Annotated in this window: 16 protein-coding genes; 7 read left to right on the forward strand and 9 right to left on the reverse strand. The window is 39.5% G+C overall.

The window, feature by feature from the left end:
• Positions 1-126: 126 nt before the first annotated feature.
• Positions 127-789, forward strand: a complete 663-nt coding sequence (gene yihA, locus L2735_RS10765; protein WP_248984709.1) for a ribosome biogenesis GTP-binding protein YihA/YsxC — start codon at positions 127-129, stop codon at positions 787-789.
• 652 nt (positions 790-1441) lie between these two features.
• Here the strand turns inward: yihA and polA are convergent.
• Positions 1442-4204, reverse strand: a complete 2763-nt coding sequence (polA, locus tag L2735_RS10770) for a DNA polymerase I (protein ID WP_248984710.1) — start codon at positions 4202-4204, stop codon at positions 1442-1444.
• Between the two features lie 385 nt (positions 4205-4589).
• Between polA and elbB the strand changes: the two genes are divergently transcribed.
• Positions 4590-5246 (forward strand): isoprenoid biosynthesis glyoxalase ElbB, encoded by a 657-nt coding sequence (gene elbB, locus L2735_RS10775; RefSeq protein ID WP_248984711.1) that lies wholly within the window; start codon positions 4590-4592, stop codon positions 5244-5246.
• A 70-nt stretch (positions 5247-5316) separates the two neighbouring features.
• Here the strand turns inward: elbB and glpG are convergent, their stop codons facing one another.
• The 5 genes from glpG to L2735_RS10800 all read right to left on the reverse strand — a co-directional run bounded on the left by glpG (position 5317) and on the right by L2735_RS10800 (position 9744).
• A complete protein-coding gene (glpG, locus tag L2735_RS10780) occupies positions 5317-6156 on the reverse strand; it encodes a rhomboid family intramembrane serine protease GlpG (RefSeq protein ID WP_248984712.1) in 840 nt (279 codons plus the stop codon).
• Positions 6153-6461, reverse strand: a complete 309-nt coding sequence (gene glpE / locus L2735_RS10785) for a thiosulfate sulfurtransferase GlpE (RefSeq protein ID WP_248984713.1) — start codon at positions 6459-6461, stop codon at positions 6153-6155. The genes glpG and glpE overlap by 4 nt, the downstream gene beginning before the upstream one ends.
• Positions 6462-6581: 120 nt before the next feature.
• Positions 6582-7607 carry an L-threonine 3-dehydrogenase gene (gene tdh, locus L2735_RS10790; RefSeq protein ID WP_248984714.1) on the reverse strand — a complete coding sequence of 342 codons (1026 nt, stop codon included), beginning with the start codon at positions 7605-7607 and terminating at the stop codon, positions 6582-6584.
• A gap of 10 nt (positions 7608-7617) precedes the next feature.
• The gene (locus tag L2735_RS10795) at positions 7618-8811 is read right to left on the reverse strand and encodes a glycine C-acetyltransferase (protein WP_248984715.1); all 1194 of its coding nucleotides are present in this window, start codon (positions 8809-8811) and stop codon (positions 7618-7620) included.
• Between the two features lie 276 nt (positions 8812-9087).
• A complete protein-coding gene (locus L2735_RS10800; protein ID WP_248984716.1) occupies positions 9088-9744 on the reverse strand; it encodes a TetR/AcrR family transcriptional regulator in 657 nt (218 codons plus the stop codon).
• Positions 9745-9964: 220 nt separating this feature from the next.
• On the opposite strand from L2735_RS10800, the gene waaA reads away from it, so the two are divergent.
• Entirely contained in the window at positions 9965-11248 is a 1284-nt protein-coding gene (waaA, locus tag L2735_RS10805; RefSeq protein ID WP_248984717.1) for a lipid IV(A) 3-deoxy-D-manno-octulosonic acid transferase, read from the forward strand.
• Between the two features lie 47 nt (positions 11249-11295).
• Here the strand turns inward: waaA and L2735_RS10810 are convergent, their stop codons facing one another.
• Complete coding sequence (locus L2735_RS10810; protein ID WP_248984718.1) at positions 11296-12018, reverse strand: 3-deoxy-D-manno-octulosonic acid kinase; 723 nt, start codon at positions 12016-12018, stop codon at positions 11296-11298.
• A gap of 92 nt (positions 12019-12110) precedes the next feature.
• Between L2735_RS10810 and L2735_RS10815 the strand changes: the two genes are divergently transcribed.
• Both L2735_RS10815 and L2735_RS10820 read left to right on the forward strand, forming a co-directional pair.
• The gene (locus L2735_RS10815; protein WP_248984719.1) at positions 12111-13139 is read left to right on the forward strand and encodes a glycosyltransferase family 9 protein; all 1029 of its coding nucleotides are present in this window, start codon (positions 12111-12113) and stop codon (positions 13137-13139) included.
• A gap of 312 nt (positions 13140-13451) precedes the next feature.
• Positions 13452-14462, forward strand: a complete 1011-nt coding sequence (locus tag L2735_RS10820) for a CDP-glycerol glycerophosphotransferase family protein (protein ID WP_248984806.1) — start codon at positions 13452-13454, stop codon at positions 14460-14462.
• Positions 14463-14541: 79 nt separating this feature from the next.
• Here L2735_RS10820 and L2735_RS10825 read toward each other — a convergent pair whose 3' ends face one another.
• Positions 14542-15303: a glycosyltransferase family 2 protein gene (locus tag L2735_RS10825; protein WP_248984720.1), complete on the reverse strand. Its 762-nt coding sequence runs from the start codon at positions 15301-15303 to the stop codon at positions 14542-14544.
• Between the two features lie 670 nt (positions 15304-15973).
• Between L2735_RS10825 and L2735_RS10830 the strand changes: the two genes are divergently transcribed.
• On the forward strand, positions 15974-16723 hold the full coding sequence (locus L2735_RS10830; protein WP_248984721.1) for a glycosyltransferase family 25 protein: 750 nt from the start codon (positions 15974-15976) through the stop codon (positions 16721-16723).
• Positions 16724-16783: 60 nt separating this feature from the next.
• On the opposite strand, the gene L2735_RS10835 is transcribed toward L2735_RS10830, so the two are convergent.
• Positions 16784-17578 (reverse strand): glycosyltransferase family 2 protein, encoded by a 795-nt coding sequence (locus L2735_RS10835; RefSeq protein ID WP_248984722.1) that lies wholly within the window; start codon positions 17576-17578, stop codon positions 16784-16786.
• A 177-nt stretch (positions 17579-17755) separates the two neighbouring features.
• On the opposite strand from L2735_RS10835, the gene coaD reads away from it, so the two are divergent.
• Entirely contained in the window at positions 17756-18253 is a 498-nt protein-coding gene (coaD, locus tag L2735_RS10840; RefSeq protein ID WP_248984723.1) for a pantetheine-phosphate adenylyltransferase, read from the forward strand.
• The last annotated feature ends 21 nt before the right edge of the window (positions 18254-18274 follow it).

Consider the following 18274-nt stretch of genomic DNA (forward strand, 5'->3'; position numbering starts at 1 on the left):
TAGGATGACCCGCAAGCGTGGTAAAATCTACAAACTGTGATCAGGCTAATATTTTACACGAAAATGTGGAAAAGTAAGCAAATCTTACATAATTAAGGTATTACCCCAAATTTATTGGAGCAAATCGTGTCAGAAACGCGTATAGATTTTCGAAAAACCAAGTTTTTAATTAGTGCGCCAGATATTGCACATCTTGATGAGTATTTACCTGGTGATTCCGGAGTAGAAATTGCGTTTGCTGGCCGCTCAAATGCTGGTAAGTCAAGCGCACTCAACGCTTTGACTGAACAAAAGGGCTTGGCAAGAACCAGTAAAACACCGGGGCGCACTCAGTTAATCAATGTGTTTGAATTAGATGAAAACCGTCGATTAGTGGATTTACCTGGCTATGGTTTTGCCAAAGTGCCATTAGCACTAAAAAACAAATGGCAGAAAGCCTTGGGTGAATATTTGCAAGAACGCGCTTGTTTAAGTGGTGTTGTGGTATTGATGGATATCCGTCATCCATTAAAAGATTTAGATATGCAAATGATCGAATGGGCTGTATTAAGTGAGATTCCAGTATTAGCCTTGCTGACTAAATCAGATAAGCTGGCACAAAATGTCAAAATGAAAACGGTTAATGCTGTACGTAAAGAGCTAGCTGAATTTGGCGACTGGGTTAAGGTTGAGCCATTTTCTTCAACGAAGGGAACTGGCAAACCAAAAGTATTGGGAATTCTGAATGAATGGTGTAACCCAAGCTGGTTAACTGAAGCGGAGCAAGAAGCCGAGAAAAATCCTGAATAAGACGATGATATAAAGACTATTTCAAATAGGCATTTATATTAAAGACGCTAAGTATTGAAAGCCGTTGAGTTTAAAGAATAAACTTAGCGGCTTTTTTATAAGTAATTTTTAATGCCGGAGGGTTATATAGCGCGAACCGCTGAATTTAAGCAAAAAAAAACCGACGACATATTGTCACCGGTTAAAAAATTAGCTCTTTTGGGGAGAAGCTAAATTCAACAAGACTCAAGTGCCATCTACTCATTCGACGACGCTCAATAAAACAATCATAATCGTTTTTTGAACAAATTTAAAGTATTTACTCTAAAATAAATTTTAGGCAAAAAAAAAGCTCCAACATATTAAGATGCTGGAGCGCCATAATTCGGCTTGTCACTATTTCTAGTGAAATAAAAAGGTCTGAAAGATGGAACATCTTAACCTCTGTACCCTACGCAGAGAATAATACGCCATTAGCCTTAAAATAAAAAACTGTTTTTTATAAAAATGAACAATAATGTGAAGTTTGCCACATTTGAAGCTGGTTTTTTCACCTTGTTGCTGTGTTTTAAGGCTAAAAACAACAATCCCGTAGTGGTAAAACTACGGGATTGTTTGTTAAGGGAGCTCAGGTTTTCTGACTGAGCTGATTTGGAGCTGGTTTAAATAGACGCTAATGGGCTTCATCCCAGTTGTTGCCAATACCAGCCTCTGCTAATAAGGTGACATCTAAATTTGCGGCTTGTGCCATAAGGTCACAGACTTTGGTTTTCAGCGCTTCAGCTTGGCTTTCATCGACCTCAAAGACTAATTCATCGTGAACTTGCATCATCATCGTAATTTCGCCATGGGTATCATGCTTAATCCATTGGTCAATACTGATCATTGCCTTCTTGATAATATCTGCAGCAGTGCCTTGCATCGGTGCATTAATCGCTGCGCGCTCAGCCGCTTGACGACGCATGGCGTTTCTATCTTTAATGTCAGGAAGATATAAGCGTCTGCCATAAAGTGTTTCTACATAACCAACTTCAGCAGCTAATGCTCGAGTGTCTTCCATGTATTTAAGAACGCCCGGATAACGAGCAAAATAAGTATCGATATAGGTTTGAGCTTCTTTACGTGGAATATCGAGTTGTTTAGCTAAGCCAAATGCTGACATACCGTAAATTAAGCCGAAGTTTACCGCTTTTGCACGGCGACGTTGTTCAGTGGTGACTTCTTCAAAATGAACCCCAAAGACTTCTGCTGCAGTTGCTTTATGAATATCTTTGTTCTCAGCAAAGGCGGTTAATAGCCCTTTATCCTGAGATAAGTGAGCCATTATGCGTAACTCGATTTGAGAGTAATCGGCTGCGAGCACTTTACGGCCTTCCGGTGCGATAAAGGCTTGTCTGATCCGGCGACCTTCTTCAGTGCGAATTGGAATATTCTGTAAGTTTGGCTCGCTTGATGATAATCGACCTGTCGCTGCATTAGCTTGATGGTAGCTTGTATGAACACGACCCGTTTCAGAGTTCACCATTAATGGGAGCTTGTCGGTATAGGTACTCTTAAGTTTAGATAGACTTCTGTGCTGCAAAATGAGTTTAGGTAATGGGTAATCTAAAGCTAACTCTATTAAGACATCTTCAGCTGTTGAAGGCGCACCTTTTGGCGTCTTTTTGATGACCGGGTAGCCGAGTTTGTCAAAAAATAGTGCTTGTAACTGCTTAGGAGAACTCAAATTGAACTTCTCTCCCGCGATTTCGTAGGCTTTGGTTTCAAGCTCATCAATATTTTGCGCTAATTCATCGCTTTGCTGGCTTAGTAACATGCTATCAATCAACACACCTTGACGTTCAATATCTGATAAAACTTGAATAAGTGGTAATTCAAGTTCATTGAATACGGATGCTAAAGAAGGTTCTTTTTCAACTCTTGGCCATAGGTGTTCATGTAAGCGTAGAGTGATATCAGCATCTTCTGCAGCATATGGGCTTGCTGTTGCTAAATCTATTTGGTTAAAGGTCAGTTGCTTTGCACCTTTACCGGCGATTTCTTCAAAACTGATATTTTTATGACCTAAATACTTAAGTGCTAAACCGTCCATATCATGACGTGAAGCGACTGAATTAAAGACATAAGATTCAAGCATGGTATCAAAGCGAACACCTTTAAGGGTTATTCCCGCATTGGCAAAGATGCTGATGTCATACTTAAGGTGTTGCCCGACTTTTTTAATGCTGTCACTTTCAAGAATAGGTCTTAATTGCTCTAGCGCGTATTCAACAGGTAATTGCTGTGGCGCATCAAGATAATCATGAGTTAATGGAAGGTAAGCAGCCTTACCTGCTTCAACTGCAAACGAAATACCAACAAGCTTAGCTTCCATATAGTTAAGGCTGGTAGTCTCTGTGTCTACGGCTATTAGCTCAGCTTTTGATAGTGTCGCAATCCACTTCGCTAAATCTGCTTCAGTCAGTATGGTTTCATACTCAGCTTCAATTGCTGGTGCTGGTGGCGTAACTTCTTCAGTATTTGAGTTTGCAGAGGCTGCTGAAAAATTGGACTTGTTATCTAATACTTCAGCTAACCAACGTTTAAACTCCATTTCACCAAACAGCTTTATAAGCTCATCGCGGTCTTGAGGTTTAATTTCTAACGGTGCCCAATCATCGTCCCACTCAACATCGGTTTTGATGGTGGCGAGATCGTAAGATAACTGCAGCATTTCTTTATTGTCTTCAATCTTCTTAGGCATGGTTTTTGAGCCGCGGAAGGTGACATCAAGTACGCTTTCTGGGTTAGCGATGAGTTTATCAACTCCGCCGACACCGGTAAGCATAGCTAAAGCAGTTTTTTCACCAACACCTGGCAAGCCAGGAATGTTATCGGCCTTATCACCCATCATCGCAAGTAGATCAATAATAAGCTCTGGACCCACACCAAATTTTTCAGTGACCTCATCAGGCCCCATTATAGTGTCGGTCATGGTATTAATTAGGGTGACATGTTCATCAACGAGCTGCGCCATATCTTTATCGCCAGTACTGATCAGTGTTGCACGACCTTCTTTGCTGGCTTTTAAAGCAATAGTGCCAATGACATCGTCAGCCTCGACGCCAGGAATGCAGATTAACGGCAAACCTAAAGCGTGAATGATGGCATGTAGTGGTGCAATTTGAGAGCGTAAGTCATCCGGCATCGGCGGACGCTGCGCTTTATATTCGCTGTACATATCATTACGAAATGTTTTGCCTTTAGCATCAAATACAACCGCAATATGGCTTGGGTTGTATCGACTCATTAGGCTACGAAGCATGTTGACTACACCGTATACAGCACCGGTTGCTTCGCCTTTTGAATTAGTCAAATGTGGTGGTGCATAAAATGCGCGATAAAGGTAAGAAGAACCATCCACAAGGACGAGTGGGTTATTGGGGATTGTTGGCATAGTCTGTTTTCATATTCAGTATTCTGAGATGGCCTTAGAATGCCACATACAAGGATTTTCGGCCACGGAAAATTACCCCTCAGCCTGTGGATAAGTCTGTGAGTGAATTAATATATCATCTAAGGGTGTTTTAATTACGACTGGGAATAAAACTCTTAAGTTTTTGAATTTATTTGTTTTATAATAATTTTGTGAGTTAAATAGTAGTTTTAAAAAATAATCCGATTATGTGGACTTTTTTAATATTCTTATTGATTTACTCGATTATTTGGTACAGTTTTTAAACCATGAAGTAAATTCGAGAAACTAAGTTAGCATGTTTTTTAATCAGATCAATAGATTTGTTTAAAAAAAGTTAAATTAATCTGTTTTTAAAGGAACTGAAATGAAAAATATTGCAGTACTACTCAGTGGATGTGGCGTTTATGATGGAGCAGAAATCCATGAATCGGTGTTAACACTGCTGGCACTATCAAAAGCTGGGGCAGATTATCAGTGTTTTGCGCCTGATATTGAACAAATGCATGTGGTGAACCATCTCAATGGTGAAGTAAGTGCTGAACAGACGCGTAATGTACTGCAAGAGTCAGCTCGTATTGCCCGTGGAGAGGTGCTTAATACAATTGAGCTAGACATCAGCCAGTTTGATGCCTTGATAGTACCTGGCGGTTTTGGTGCGGCTAAGAATTTATGTGATTTTGCAGTGGCTGGAAGTGGCAGCAAGCTGCACCCGGAAGTCGAACGCTTCATTCAAGAGTTTGTATTAGCCAAAAAGCCAATCGGTTTCATGTGTATTGCACCAGTAATGATGCCCGCTCTTTATCCAAACGGAATTAAAGGAACAATCGGTAACGATAGCGGCACTGCGCAAGCTTATACAGAAATGGGTGGCGAACATTGTGATGCGACCGTTGAAGATATTGTGGTCGATATAGACAATCTTGTGGTATCCACACCAGCTTATATGCTGGCGAATTCGATTGCTGAGGCAAATATAGGGATTGAAAAGCTGGTCAACCAAGTTTTAAAAATGATTCGCTAGCTTTTGCACTTTTATATCATGTAGTTTAAATCTGAATAAGGCTTTCTGATAGAAAGCCTTTTAAAATAAGCTAACTATTCTTCTGCTTACTATCAAATGCCCCTTGGGCTAACCCAACTAGCAATCCACCAATATGAGCCCCATTCGCTATAGGCATGCCAAGTAAATCAGTAAAACCGAGCACTAACCAAATGAGCATAAACGTCATGTAGCTATTTGGAATACCGATACCAGATTCTGGTGCCCGTTGACCCATTATCCAGGTGTAACCAACAACAGCGTATACCACACCAGATAAGCCGCCAAAGTTAGGGCCTGTCATCATGTATTGCACTAGGCTGGGTAAACTACCTGCCACAAGTAATAGAATAATTAGTGGGCGGGTGCCAAGTTTGGTTTCAATTTTGCCACCTAGATACCACCACCAAAGTAGGTTAAACAGGAGATGCATTGCAGAGAAATGCATTAAGCTTGGGGTGAATACTCGCCATATTTGGCTAAAGTCGCTGTTTGGTACAGCACCAAAAAATGATAATTGGCTAAAAACTTGATTAGCAAAACCAAGGTTCATTGCAGCAAAAACGGCGACACACACAAAAAAGGTTATTAAAGTGAGTGGTCCAGCTCCAGTAATGAACTGTTGAATAAGCCCTAAAGAAGAGGAACCGTAATCAAGCTTAGTTTGAGTGGAGCCATTATCCCACGAGGCTTCTAAATACTTTTTCTGATATGGATTTTGTTTGAACTGCTCGAACTCGTATTTAGCTTGTTCTGCTTTAGCTTCATCATTTACGACCAATGACACACCATGCTCTGTTACCACAGGAATACACTCAATATCTAACCCTTTAAGGTAATCGATAAATGCTTGTGCTGCGCGTGCATGGGGAAGTTGGCCGATTTCAATCATGAGTGTGCAGCGCTCCAAGCAGTAAAGCCACCATCAAGGCTATAAACGTCATCAAAACCTTGCTCAATCAAGTAACCTGCAGCGCCTTGGCTACTGATCCCGTGGTAACACACCACTACAAGTGGGTTATCCATGTCTGCTTCAGCCATCACGTGAGCAATATTTTCATTAGTGAGATGAATAGATCCTTCAATATGACCTGCTGCATAACTTGCGGCATCACGAATATCGACGATTTGAACATCATCAGAATCTGCTGTCATATGGATAAGTTCATTGATCGAAAGGTGTTTGAAAGTGCTCATGTGATACCGTTGTCGTTGAAGTGAGATAAGAGTGATTAACTGAAGTATCTAATAAGGGGCTGCATAGATACAACCCCTTTATTAATACGGTAATTGATTACGGTAATTTTAAAGTAGGGATTAATCCCAGTTTAAAATCACCTTGCCAGATTGACCTGAACGCATTGCGTCAAAGCCTTGTTGGAAATCATCCACCGAGAAATGGTGAGTGATAATCGGTGATAAATCTAGCCCAGACTGGATAAGACTGGCCATTTTGTACCAAGTTTCAAACATCTCGCGACCATAAATGCCTTTTAAGATAAGGCCTTTAAAGATCACTTTACTCCAATCAATAGCCATCTCGCCGCCAGGAATACCTAACATAGCAATCTTGCCACCATGGTTCATGGTATCTAGCATTGAGTGGAATGCTGAAGGTACGCCTGACATTTCTAAACCGACATCAAACCCTTCAGTCATGCCAAGCTCTTTCATGACATCTTTTAAATCTTCTTTAGCCACGTTTACAGCGCGGGTAGCGCCCATTTTACGTGCTAAATCGAGGCGGTATTCATTCACATCAGTAATGACCACGTGGCGTGCGCCAACATGTTTACAGACGGCAGCAGCCATGATGCCGATAGGGCCAGCACCAGTGATTAATACGTCTTCACCAACCACATCAAATGACAATGCGGTATGAACGGCATTACCAAATGGATCAAATACAGAAGCTAAGTCGTCTGAGATATCATCCGGGATTTTAAAGGCATTGAAAGCTGGAATAACTAAGTATTCAGCAAATGCGCCATCACGGTTAACACCAACACCAGAGGTATTTCGGCATAAGTGAGTGCGGCCGCCACGACAGTTTCGGCAGTGACCACAGGTAATGTGTCCTTCGCCTGAAACTCTGTCACCGACAGTAAAGCCACGAACCTCTTGGCCCATATCAACGACTTCACCGACATACTCGTGACCTACAACCATAGGTACAGGAATGGTGTTTTGTGACCATTCATCCCAGTTGTAAATATGAACATCAGTGCCACAAATAGCGGTTTTGCGAATTTTAATCAGTAGATCGTTGTGACCCATTTCTGGCTTAGGTGCATCAACCATCCAGATGCCTTCTTCAGGCTTTAACTTGCTTAATGCTTTCATTGTTAAGACCTTAAATTATGCCCATTTCTTTACCGATACGGGTAAAGGCTTCAATGGCTTTATCAATTTGTGGGCGAGTATGTGCAGCTGACATTTGGGTACGAATACGCGCTTGACCTTTAGGCACAACAGGGAAAGAGAAGCCAACAACATAGATGTTTTCAGCCAATAGACGGTTTGAAAAGTCACCTGCTAGTTTTGCATCACCAATCATCACTGGGATAATTGCATGATCAGCACCGGCTAACGTAAAGCCAGCTTTGGTCATTTCTTCACGGAAATAACGGCTGTTTTCCCATACCGCTTCACGTAATGCATGACCTGATTTAAGCATTTCAAGTACATGAATTGATGCACTAACGATTGAAGGTGCCAATGAATTTGAGAACAAGTAAGGACGAGAGCGCTGACGTAACCAGTCAATGACTTCTTTTTTACCAGAGGTAAACCCGCCTGATGCGCCGCCTAATGCTTTACCTAATGTACCGGTAATAATGTCTACACGATCCATGACTTGGCAAAATTCGTGAGTACCACGGCCGTTTTCACCCACAAAACCAACTGCGTGTGAGTCATCAACCATGACTAATGCGCCGTATTTATCAGCTAAATCACATACGCCTTGAAGGTTAGCAATAACACCGTCCATTGAGAACACACCGTCAGTGGCAATAAGAATGTCACGTGCGCCAGCTTCTTTTGCAGCTTTTAACTGAGTTTCAAGCTCGCTCATGTCGTTGTTGGCGTAACGGAAGCGCTTAGCTTTACATAAACGCACACCATCAATGATTGAAGCATGGTTTAGAGAGTCAGATACGATAGCATCTTCTGGGCCCAATAAGGTTTCAAAAAGACCTGCGTTGGCATCAAAACAAGAAGAATACAAAATGGTATCTTCCATGCCTAAAAATTCACTCAGGCTATTTTCTAATTGCTTATGAATATTTTGGGTGCCACAGATAAAACGAACAGAAGCCATACCAAAGCCGTGGCTGCTTAATCCATTTTTAGCTGCATTAATTAATTCGGGGTGATTTGCTAGACCTAAATAGTTGTTAGCACAGAAGTTAATCACTTCTTCGCTATTAACGTTAATTGCGGTCTGTTGGGCAGAAGTGATGACGCGTTCACTCTTGTATAAGCCTTCAGCTTTAACATCGACAAGTTGTTGATTTATGCGGTCGTAAAATGAGGTAGAGGCCACCTGATTTCTCCTAAATATAGTTTTAATATGGAAATCGCTTGGCGGCATTCTAACCTTAATTTTACTGGCTCTACAGTGTTTTTTTTAACCTGAATAGCGACATAAAAATGATTAGGGCTAGGTGTGTTTTCACATTAGATATACTAATCAATAACAAGCAAGAGCGAATTGCTGATTAATGAAAGGCTTACTATGTTAATAAAACAGTAAGCCGCCTTTTTATTGGTTTATTTTAGTCATAAAAAGGCGGTTTGTAAGTGTGGCGAGAGAACAAGTTTATGCCGCTGCATCACGCTCTTGAGAGGCAACATCAAGGTAATGTTGTTCGAGGCGAGTAAAAGTGGCTTCTGAACCTGGGGTGGAATAGGCTTTAAATATCATTAACACACGCAGTAAACCTTCATAAAGCGTGGCTTTAGTGATGGTTGAGGTGCTTGATTGGGTTAATTGGTAACTTATCCAAAAACTCACCATCATTTTAATGGTGTCAGCTAACGCGGTGACCTTGCAATCTTCAATTTCAAGGAACCCATCACTGATAAGCTTGCGAAGTACATGGCTTGAACGATTGAGCACCTGCTCTTGTGCCGTTAGGTAACGAGTTTTTAATGCTTCATCACGGCTGAGAATATCGGCAAGATTGGCATACATAAAGCGGAACTGCCAAAGGGTGTAAAACATAGCATCGAAATAGCCCATTAATAAATCAATATCAACACTCGTATCTTCGTATGGCTTAAAGCCTGATTCTAAGTGACTTTCATATAATGAGAAAATTGAATTGATAATATCTTCTTTATTACGGAAGTGATAATAAAGGTTGCCTGGACTGATATCGAGGTGGGCTGCAATATGATTGGTGGTGATATTACGTTCACCATGTTCATTAAAGAGTTCAAGACTGGCAAAAACAATTTTATCGCGGGTTTTCATATCGGTTCCAATTATCAATTGCTAATAAAAGAGTCTTGATGACTCAAAATCTGGTCAGTTCAGCCTGCAGGTAATCATTGCACGTGTTCATTCATATTTTACAAATAAGCAAAAGGTACCTTTGCTACATGATTATGTGGAATGATCACACATTTATGTGATTTGGGTTTATGTTAGCATTGTGTTTATCTGACAAGCAAAATTGATTAAGACTCTTTAAATGACTCGTGGCCTATATTCTTTATTACTTTATGTTCTTTCTCCTTTAGTGGTGATGTATTTTGCTTTTCGTAGCATTAAAAGCCCTGCATATCGCCTGCGTTGGGGAGAGCGATTTGGCTTAACGTCGTTATCGAGTTCTGATGTGTTAATCCATAGTGTGTCTATGGGAGAAACCTTAGCTGCTATCCCATTAATTAAGGCATTAATGGCGCAGCATCCCCAGATGAGATTCACCATCACGACCACTAGTCCAACTGGTTCTGATGAAGTTATTAAAGCATTTAAGTCTGAGCTCGGAAATCGAGTGCAGCATTGTTATCTTCCGCTGGATTTTAGTGTATGTGTGAAGCGTTTTTTGGCGCAAGTTCAGCCTAAACTGTGCATTATCATGGAAACTGAACTATGGCCGAATTTAATTCACTTCACTAAAAAGCAAAGCTGTCGATTGATATTGGCTAATGCGCGCCTATCAGAGAAGTCGGCTGAGAAATATTTAAAACAAATCAAAATCAGTCAACCTATGCTTGCATCAATAGATGCTATTGCGGTGCAAACACAGGCTGAAGCACTAAGGTTTGAATCTTTGGGTGTGACTCCTTCTGTGCTGAAAGTTTGCGGCAGTTTAAAGTTTGATTTAGACATTGATGAAAGCAAGCAACTTCAAGCGCAAGCCTTACGTCAACAGTGGGGGCGCGTTTCATCCCCAGTATGGGTTGCGGGAAGTGTTCACCCTGGTGAGTTTGAAATCATGCTTCAAGCGCATCAGCAGCTGTTAAAGCATTATCCTGATGCGTTGTTAATTATGGCGCCGAGACACCCAGAGCAATTTAATGTAGCGGCTTTAGCCACAACTCAGAAAGGCTTAACCTTGGCAAGACGCAGCATGAATGAAACGGTTAATTCAGATGTGAATGTCTTGCTGGGCGATACTATGGGTGAGTTGTTAATGCTGTATGGTACCGCCGATTTTGCGTTTATTGGCGGCACCTTGATAGAAAATGGCGGCCATAATCCACTTGAGCCAGCCGCAATGGGATTACCTGTTAGCGTTGGGCCAAACCATTGGAACTTTGCTGAAATCACTGCTTTATTGCAGCAAGCTGGTGGACTAAAGGTAGTTCAAGACAAAAATGCTTTAGTTGAACATTTATTGGACCTGTTTACCGATAAAGTAAAACACGACACTGCAGCTAACGCTTGTTTAGCGGTGGTTAGCCAGAACCGTGGAGCATTAGCTAAGCAACTTCAGGTTGTCGAACCCTACTTGCCGCTTAGCGAATAAATAAAACTTGATACAATTAATCACTTGTAGAGTTTAGAGTTGTAGAATTAAGAATTTTGGCTCATAAACTGGTTGTAGCCTGATAAAAGTTGCTGCCAGTTTTCTTGCTCAAATTGTAATGCAGGTAATTTGGTTTTCTCTTTATTAAACGAGCGCAATAATCGGCTTAAGTTGGCTTGTTGCCACGTTGAATTCGGCGCTTTAAGTTCACCCCTATCAAAATCAATCAGATAAAACTGCTGGTTAGCGAATAAGATATTCTTGGCATTCAAATCAGCATGGTAAACACCGCGAACATGGAATTGAGCAATGGTTTTACCCAGTTGCTGCCACTGCTCCTTTGTTAGCTGTGACTTTGTCAGCAACGCGACTAAATCATCCGCACCGTTAACCAATTCAATTAATAAGTCAGCACGGTACCAAATACCAAATCGCTCAATATTGGCGGCAATGGGTCTTGGTACTGGGAAGCCTTCTTGATGAAGGGTGTTTAAAATAACAAGTTCACCCATGGCGCGGGTGCGATTAAAACCTGTAAAGACATAAGCATCTTTACTGAACTTTTCCATTAAGCCACCACGCCAATAATGTCTTAATACCCATTGTTGGGTTTTGTACTCAACAAACCAGGTGGTATAGCGGCCTTTAGACTGACCAATAATGGCGTCACTAGTTTGCCAATACTCAGGAGTGAAGTTTGCAAGTGTAAGGCCTTTAGCGAGATCATCGCACCAAGCGATAATACCTTTTGGGGTTGATTTTATTTGCATAAGTGGATTACAAAGCTTTGATTTGTCGGTGGCTATATCGTTTATTCTACATTAAGATCGAACTCTTGTACTTACTCTGGTTAATTGCGCCCATGAAAGATGACTATGCATCAATGACATCCCTATGTTTACTTCGACTATCCGCTATTGGCGATGTTTGTCATGCCGTTGCAATGGTGCAAGCGATTCAAAAACAATATCCTCAATTAAAGATCACCTGGGTGATTGGTAAAGTCGAATATCAACTACTCAAGCACCTTCCTGGGGTTGAGTTTGTTATCTTTGATAAATCTCAGGGATGGCGAAGTTATTTGGTGCTTAAAAAAGCATTAGCTGGTCAACGTTTTGATGTGCTCTTACACATGCAAGTGGCGCTTAGAGCGACCATTGCATCGTTAATGATTTCTGCAAAAGTGCGTATTGGTTTTGATAAAGCCCGTGCTAAAGAAGGCCAGTGGTTAGTGACTAATGCTGCTGTTGAGCCACTTGCAACTCCTCACGTTTTAGAAGGCTTTATGGGGTTCGCAAAAGCCATAGGCGTTGAAGATCTTACACCTCGTTGGAATATTCCTGTCCCAGCTGCGGATACTCAGTTTGCTAATGACTTGATTGGCAAAGATGAACAAGTTGTCGTGATTTGTCCTGCAGCCAGTAAAGCTGAGCGCAATTGGTTACCAGAAAGATATGCTGCAGTTGCTGATTACGCAGTATCTCAAGGGTATCGAGTGTTGCTTTGTGGTGGGCCTAGTCAGCTTGAGGTCGATTTGGCAGCCAACATTATTAAACATAGTCACAACCATATCGATAATATGATCGGTAAAACTAGCTTAACGCAATTACTGGCATTACTGAAAAGAGCCAGTGTTGTAATTGCGCCAGATACTGGCCCTGCACACATGGCAGTGACTCAAGGGACGCCTGTTATTGGGTTATACGCTCATTCAAATCCAGGAAGAACGGGACCCTATACGTCGCTTGGTAATGTTGTCAGTGTTTATAATGAAGTGATACACGAGCAGAAAAGTGCACCAATAAAATGGGGGGATCGGGCTAAGGGTACTCATTTAATGGAAAGAATTCAGGTTGAAAGAGTGATTAAAAAATTTGATAAAATTACCTAACCACACTCTCAACTTTATTATTTACTAGAATTCGTTGAAGTACTATCTTTTGTGGTGATGTTTGCTGCAAAATATTTGTTGTTACAGCTTATGATAAGCTTAATCTTGTTATTGGAAGATAAGAAGCAGATCTTGATACCAACCTCTAATTAGGCGGTATAAATATCTATATCACTTCTGTTAATCACTATTGTTTAGATTGGCTCAGTGCATTATAGCCCTATTAAAATTAAAGGTTTATTTGGAGGCGTTTTCTTGGTTTTAAAGAATAAAAGATATCTATTATACATTGCGCAAAATTACTCTTATGCGATGTTAAGGCCACTACAAACCGCTATACTGAGGCGAGGTGATGAAGTATGTTGGTTTTTAGATGGAAGTGAAGTTGATCCGTCATTCTTAAAACCGACAGAGCAACGACTCTTATCAATTGATGATGTTCGCCGCTGGAAACCTGATGCAGTTATGGTGCCTGGTAATGTGGTACCTAGTTTTATTCCTGGTATTAAAGTCGGTATATTTCATGGTTTTAATGCTGGGAAAGTGAACCGTCGAGGTCGGGAAGATCATTTTGAAATTCGAAATTGTTTTGATCTTTATTGCTGCCAGGGTCCTGCTACGACTTTGCCTTTTATTAGATTAGCTGAAAAGTTTGGTACTTTTAAGGTCGCAGAAACGGGCTGGCCCACCTTAGACCCTTTGTACAAGAATGACCTTGAACAGCCTTACAATATTGAAGGTGATAATAGGCCTGTTGTGCTGTTCTGCTCGACCTTTTCTCGCAGTTTATCTTGTGCTTCTGTGGTTTTTGAGAAAGTTAAAGCGTTAGCTGAGCAAGGTGACTGGCGTTGGTTAGTACAATTTCATCCAAAAATGAAAAAAGAGATTGTTGATAAATACAAAGAACTAAATAGTTCAAACCTGACATTTGTTGAGACTGATAATGTGTTGCCATTGTTAAAAGCCGCAGATGTTATGCTTTGCGACACATCCTCAATACTGATTATGTTTTTATTACAAGGCAAACCGGTTGTAACTTTTAATAACAAGTCCCAGAGTTCGCATTTAGTAAATGTCACACAGTTAGAAGGTATCAGACCTGCTTTAGAGAGAGCGCTAACTCGTCCTCCAGAATTGATGAAAGATATCGAGCAATATTGTGAGTATATTCATCCGTTTCGAGATGGCTTATCGAGTGAACGAGTTTTAGATTCGGTAGAGGGGTTGATTGAATCAGGTACTAAAGACCTTAAACCCAAACCCGCGAATTTATTACGACATTTAAAAATGCGTAAAAGGCTAGGCTATTGGAGGTTCGGTTAGTGAATATTTTATAGCAAAACATTGGTTTATGTATAATGTAAAAAACTGTTGTCAATATTTGCATGCTACTATTTTACATTTACTTCTTATGCTGATTATTTTGATGTTGTTCATATAATTTCGCTTCTTTAGAAAAAGCATAGTAAGAACGTAATACTGCTAAAATAAACCCTCTAGTACCTGAAAAAAACTTACGTTGTAAAAAATAATCTTTGAAGAAAAATAAAGGAAAAACAAAGATTAGCTTAAGGAGTGAGTATTGTTTATTCTTAGAGAATTTTTCTTCAGCTTTGAGAGTTGAATATAGGTTACTTTTGTTAGTAATTGTAGAGATACTATCATAGCCATAGTGGTCAAATGATTCGTTAATGAATATCTCTTTACCTATGACATTAGCGCTTTCATGAACTAACTGTGAAGAGTCAAATGAAGCTTTAGACTTGCGATAAAAGCGATGATTATTTGCTTTTTTACTCAAGGTGGACAATCTTTTGTTGATAAAAATATCATTGCGCCACATCCGCACCGAGTCGACTTTATTTTCATTCATTATTTTCTCAAAAGCGCTAAGAAGGCTAGGATTGACAACTTCGTCACCGTCTAAGTTTAGTACCCATTCATTACTGCATAATGTCATAGCATACTGCTTTTGTTTTGCGTACCCTTGCCAGTCATGTTGAAATATTTTAGCACCAAATTTGGTAGCGATTTCTAAAGTTTTATCAGTGCTGCCAGAATCAACAATAATTATCTCATCAACACAAGCGACACTTTTCAAGGTCTTTGCTAAATGTAGTTGCTCATTTTTAGTAATAATAAATACACTGATTGGTAATTTCATCTTAGGCCATTGCTCTTGAGGGGGGGGTGTCTTGATCTTGAGATAGTAGACTCATTAATATACCAGAGTTTGTGATTATATGCATGAAAACTATCACTTATTGACTTAAATTATTGTTAAATATGAACAATTTAAATCGTGCTTGAGTGGTTTGTCGTGCGCATTTAAAAAGTAGAACAGTTGGCAATAAGTGTGTTTTGAAATAATCTTGCCTTATCCTTACCTAGTTATAAAATATTCATTTTTTATGGGGTTGCCAGTAATTCTTATTGCTTGCTATATGACTAATATTCGTAAAGATATTCCTGTTGCTACTTGCTGGATGGAGTGATAGTGATGTGAATGAATACGTACATCTAGCCTATAAACCATAATTGAAAGCTACTTTAACAAGAGTAAAACATGAATTCATTGGCCTTCACCAAAATAAAAGGTAAAATTGAAGGGGTAGAGAATTAAAGGTGCTGCTTTCCTAAATTTAGTGAATTATGTATCCAATGAAATTTAAACCTCACTATATGAAAAAATTGAAGATCATATCTAATAAGCCACCCAAAAGTTACAGCTACTTGTATGTAAACATGAAATTACAGTGTAAGGGTACTAACTTGGCAGATCCTTCTATCCTGTTAAATAAATTTGGTGTTACCAAACGAAATTAAGAAACCGTATGCGTTTTAAAGTGTTTGTAATAAATCTTGATAAAAGCACAGCAAGAATGGCTTTTATGCAACAACAACTGATTCAATTAAATATTGAGTTTGAACGTGTTCCTGCAGTTTATGGAAAAGAATTATCCGCAACAGAAATAAACCATGTCTTTGATAAAAAAACCAACTTAGAAAAATACGATAAAATACTCAATGTTGGCGAAATAGGTTGTTACTTAAGCCATGTGAATTGCTGGAAAAATATGGTCGATCAACAAATTGATTATGCTTTGATTTTAGAAGATGACTCGATATTGGATACAGGGTTAGCGGACTTAATTGATAGTGTTGGTGAGCTTGCCAAGCACTGGGATTATATAAAGCTTTGCCACGGCCGAAAGCAAAAGGACATAATTAACTCTATAGAGTTAAATGATCAATTTTCATTAGGCACTTGTTTGAAGCTTCCTTCTTCAACAAGGGGTCAGTTTGTGTCTTTATCTGGAGCTAAAAAGCTACTAGATACCTCTTTCCCAATAGCGAGACCGGTCGATATTGATATTCAATATTGGTTTGAAAAGAACTTAAGTTGTTTTGTTGTACGCCCATTTCCAGTTCTAGAAGCTGATTTTGAAAGTGAAATTTGTTATGTTGAAAACAGAAACTTTGCTAAGAAGCATCCTTTGAAACGCATTTGGCAAAAATTGGATTTTGAAATAAAAGTTAGACTTAATAGGTCTGAAATGGGTAAGCTCCCTCAGGTTTTATGACAATAATTTACTTTATAACGATGATTTACTTTTATAAAGTCAGTTGAACCTAATCGCTTATTAAAATTGTTCGATGCCATTTTTACAAGACCTAACCTTGTTTATTATGGCATCTTTATAAATTTTCTCATTGCTCATTTCCATAGCCCTTGATTGTTCTGGGTGAAAAATATGATAACAAACTGCCAAGTGCTTCAACTGCTTTTTCCATATTCCATTATTGATTAAACGAATACAGAACTCTTTGTCTTCAGCCCCCCACCCTACGAAATCACAATTAAATCCATTAACTTTTATTGCATCTTTTCGCCAAAAGCTGAAGTTACAACTTAATACGCTATCAGCATTAGTTTCTAGCTTGCTGAGGAAGCGGCTTAATATTGGTGACCGAATAGTATTTTTACGACCTCTTTCAGAAAATAATAGTGCTTGAGCAGTCGAGATAGCAATATTTGAGTCGATAATTTTTTGGCTAAAGCTTCGTGATAACCTTACTCTTTTACCAGCAATAACTTGATTTTTTTTTGCATTCTCAATGTGATCAAGGATAAAGTTCGGATGCATAATGATATCGCCATCAATACAAATGATGTATTCGGAAGACGAAGCTTTTATTGCATTGTTACGACTTTTGGAGGCCCGAAATCCTAAATCCTCCTGCCAGCAATGAATGAGTTTAAAAGGAACTTTTTGTTGATACAGTTTAATTAGTTGCCGAGTTTCTTCTGTAGAACCATCATCTGCGATAATGACCTCTTGAGGAAGGTGAGTTTGTAATAGGCAACTGTCTAAAACTTTTCTTAAAGCCTTAGGCCAATTGTAGGTTGTAATGATTAACGAGCTTGAAATAGGCATATAAATTTTTCGATTAATACAACTGAAAGTTCATAAATAATTATACTACTTTACACGCTATAACCGAATAGTATGACTTGATTGTTGAGAGTTCTAAAAGAAATATGCTCATACTTTGATGACTGTAAATGATACTGATAAACTATCAGTCCTATTGAGTTAATGAAGCTAAATATAATGCATAGACGCGCGATTTATCCTGGAACTTTTGATCCTGTCACCAATGGACATGCTGATTTAATTGAGCGAGCGGCAAAGCTATTTGGTCATGTGATTATTGGTATTGCTTCAAACCCTTCGAAAAAGCCACTTTTTACTCTCGAGGAGCGTGTTGCTCAAGTTAATTTAGTGACTGCTCATCTTGATAATGTCGAGGTGGTTGGGTTTACTGGATTATTAGTGGATTTTGCTAAAGAGCAAAACGCGAGTGTGCTTGTAAGAGGTTTACGTGCGGTATCTGATTTTGAATATGAATTTCAGTTAGCCAATATGAATCGCCGTTTGAACCCAGATTTAGAAAGTGTTTTTCTGACTCCAGCAGAAGAGAACTCGTTCATTTCTTCAACCTTAGTGAAAGAAGTTGCTTTGCATGGCGGCGATGTTAGTCAGTTTGTTCATGCTGATGTCACGTTATCACTTGAACAGAAAATAGCACTGATGAAGCAGAATAAATAACAAAAAGCCTCAACTAAAAGA

It is taken from the genome of Shewanella olleyana, from assembly GCF_023283825.1.
Lineage (GTDB): Bacteria > Pseudomonadota > Gammaproteobacteria > Enterobacterales > Shewanellaceae > Shewanella > Shewanella olleyana.

What these genes read in the sequence shown, in the direction of transcription:
- L2735_RS10810 (WP_248984718.1), bottom strand. Translation starts at nt 12,018, where the DNA reads ATGCAAATAAAATCAACCCCAAAAGGTATTATCGCTTGGTGCGATGAT.
- coaD (WP_248984723.1), top strand. Translation starts at nt 17,756, where the DNA reads ATGCATAGACGCGCGATTTATCCTGGAACTTTTGATCCTGTCACCAAT.
- waaA (WP_248984717.1), top strand. Translation starts at nt 9,965, where the DNA reads ATGACTCGTGGCCTATATTCTTTATTACTTTATGTTCTTTCTCCTTTA.
- polA (WP_248984710.1), bottom strand. Translation starts at nt 4,204, where the DNA reads ATGCCAACAATCCCCAATAACCCACTCGTCCTTGTGGATGGTTCTTCT.
- L2735_RS10815 (WP_248984719.1), top strand. Translation starts at nt 12,111, where the DNA reads ATGAAAGATGACTATGCATCAATGACATCCCTATGTTTACTTCGACTA.
- glpG (WP_248984712.1), bottom strand. Translation starts at nt 6,156, where the DNA reads ATGATTGAAATCGGCCAACTTCCCCATGCACGCGCAGCACAAGCATTT.
- tdh (WP_248984714.1), bottom strand. Translation starts at nt 7,607, where the DNA reads ATGAAAGCATTAAGCAAGTTAAAGCCTGAAGAAGGCATCTGGATGGTT.
- L2735_RS10835 (WP_248984722.1), bottom strand. Translation starts at nt 17,578, where the DNA reads ATGCCTATTTCAAGCTCGTTAATCATTACAACCTACAATTGGCCTAAG.
- L2735_RS10830 (WP_248984721.1), top strand. Translation starts at nt 15,974, where the DNA reads ATGCGTTTTAAAGTGTTTGTAATAAATCTTGATAAAAGCACAGCAAGA.
- elbB (WP_248984711.1), top strand. Translation starts at nt 4,590, where the DNA reads ATGAAAAATATTGCAGTACTACTCAGTGGATGTGGCGTTTATGATGGA.
- L2735_RS10800 (WP_248984716.1), bottom strand. Translation starts at nt 9,744, where the DNA reads ATGAAAACCCGCGATAAAATTGTTTTTGCCAGTCTTGAACTCTTTAAT.
- L2735_RS10820 (WP_248984806.1), top strand. Translation starts at nt 13,452, where the DNA reads ATGTTAAGGCCACTACAAACCGCTATACTGAGGCGAGGTGATGAAGTA.
- L2735_RS10825 (WP_248984720.1), bottom strand. Translation starts at nt 15,303, where the DNA reads ATGAAATTACCAATCAGTGTATTTATTATTACTAAAAATGAGCAACTA.
- glpE (WP_248984713.1), bottom strand. Translation starts at nt 6,461, where the DNA reads ATGAGCACTTTCAAACACCTTTCGATCAATGAACTTATCCATATGACA.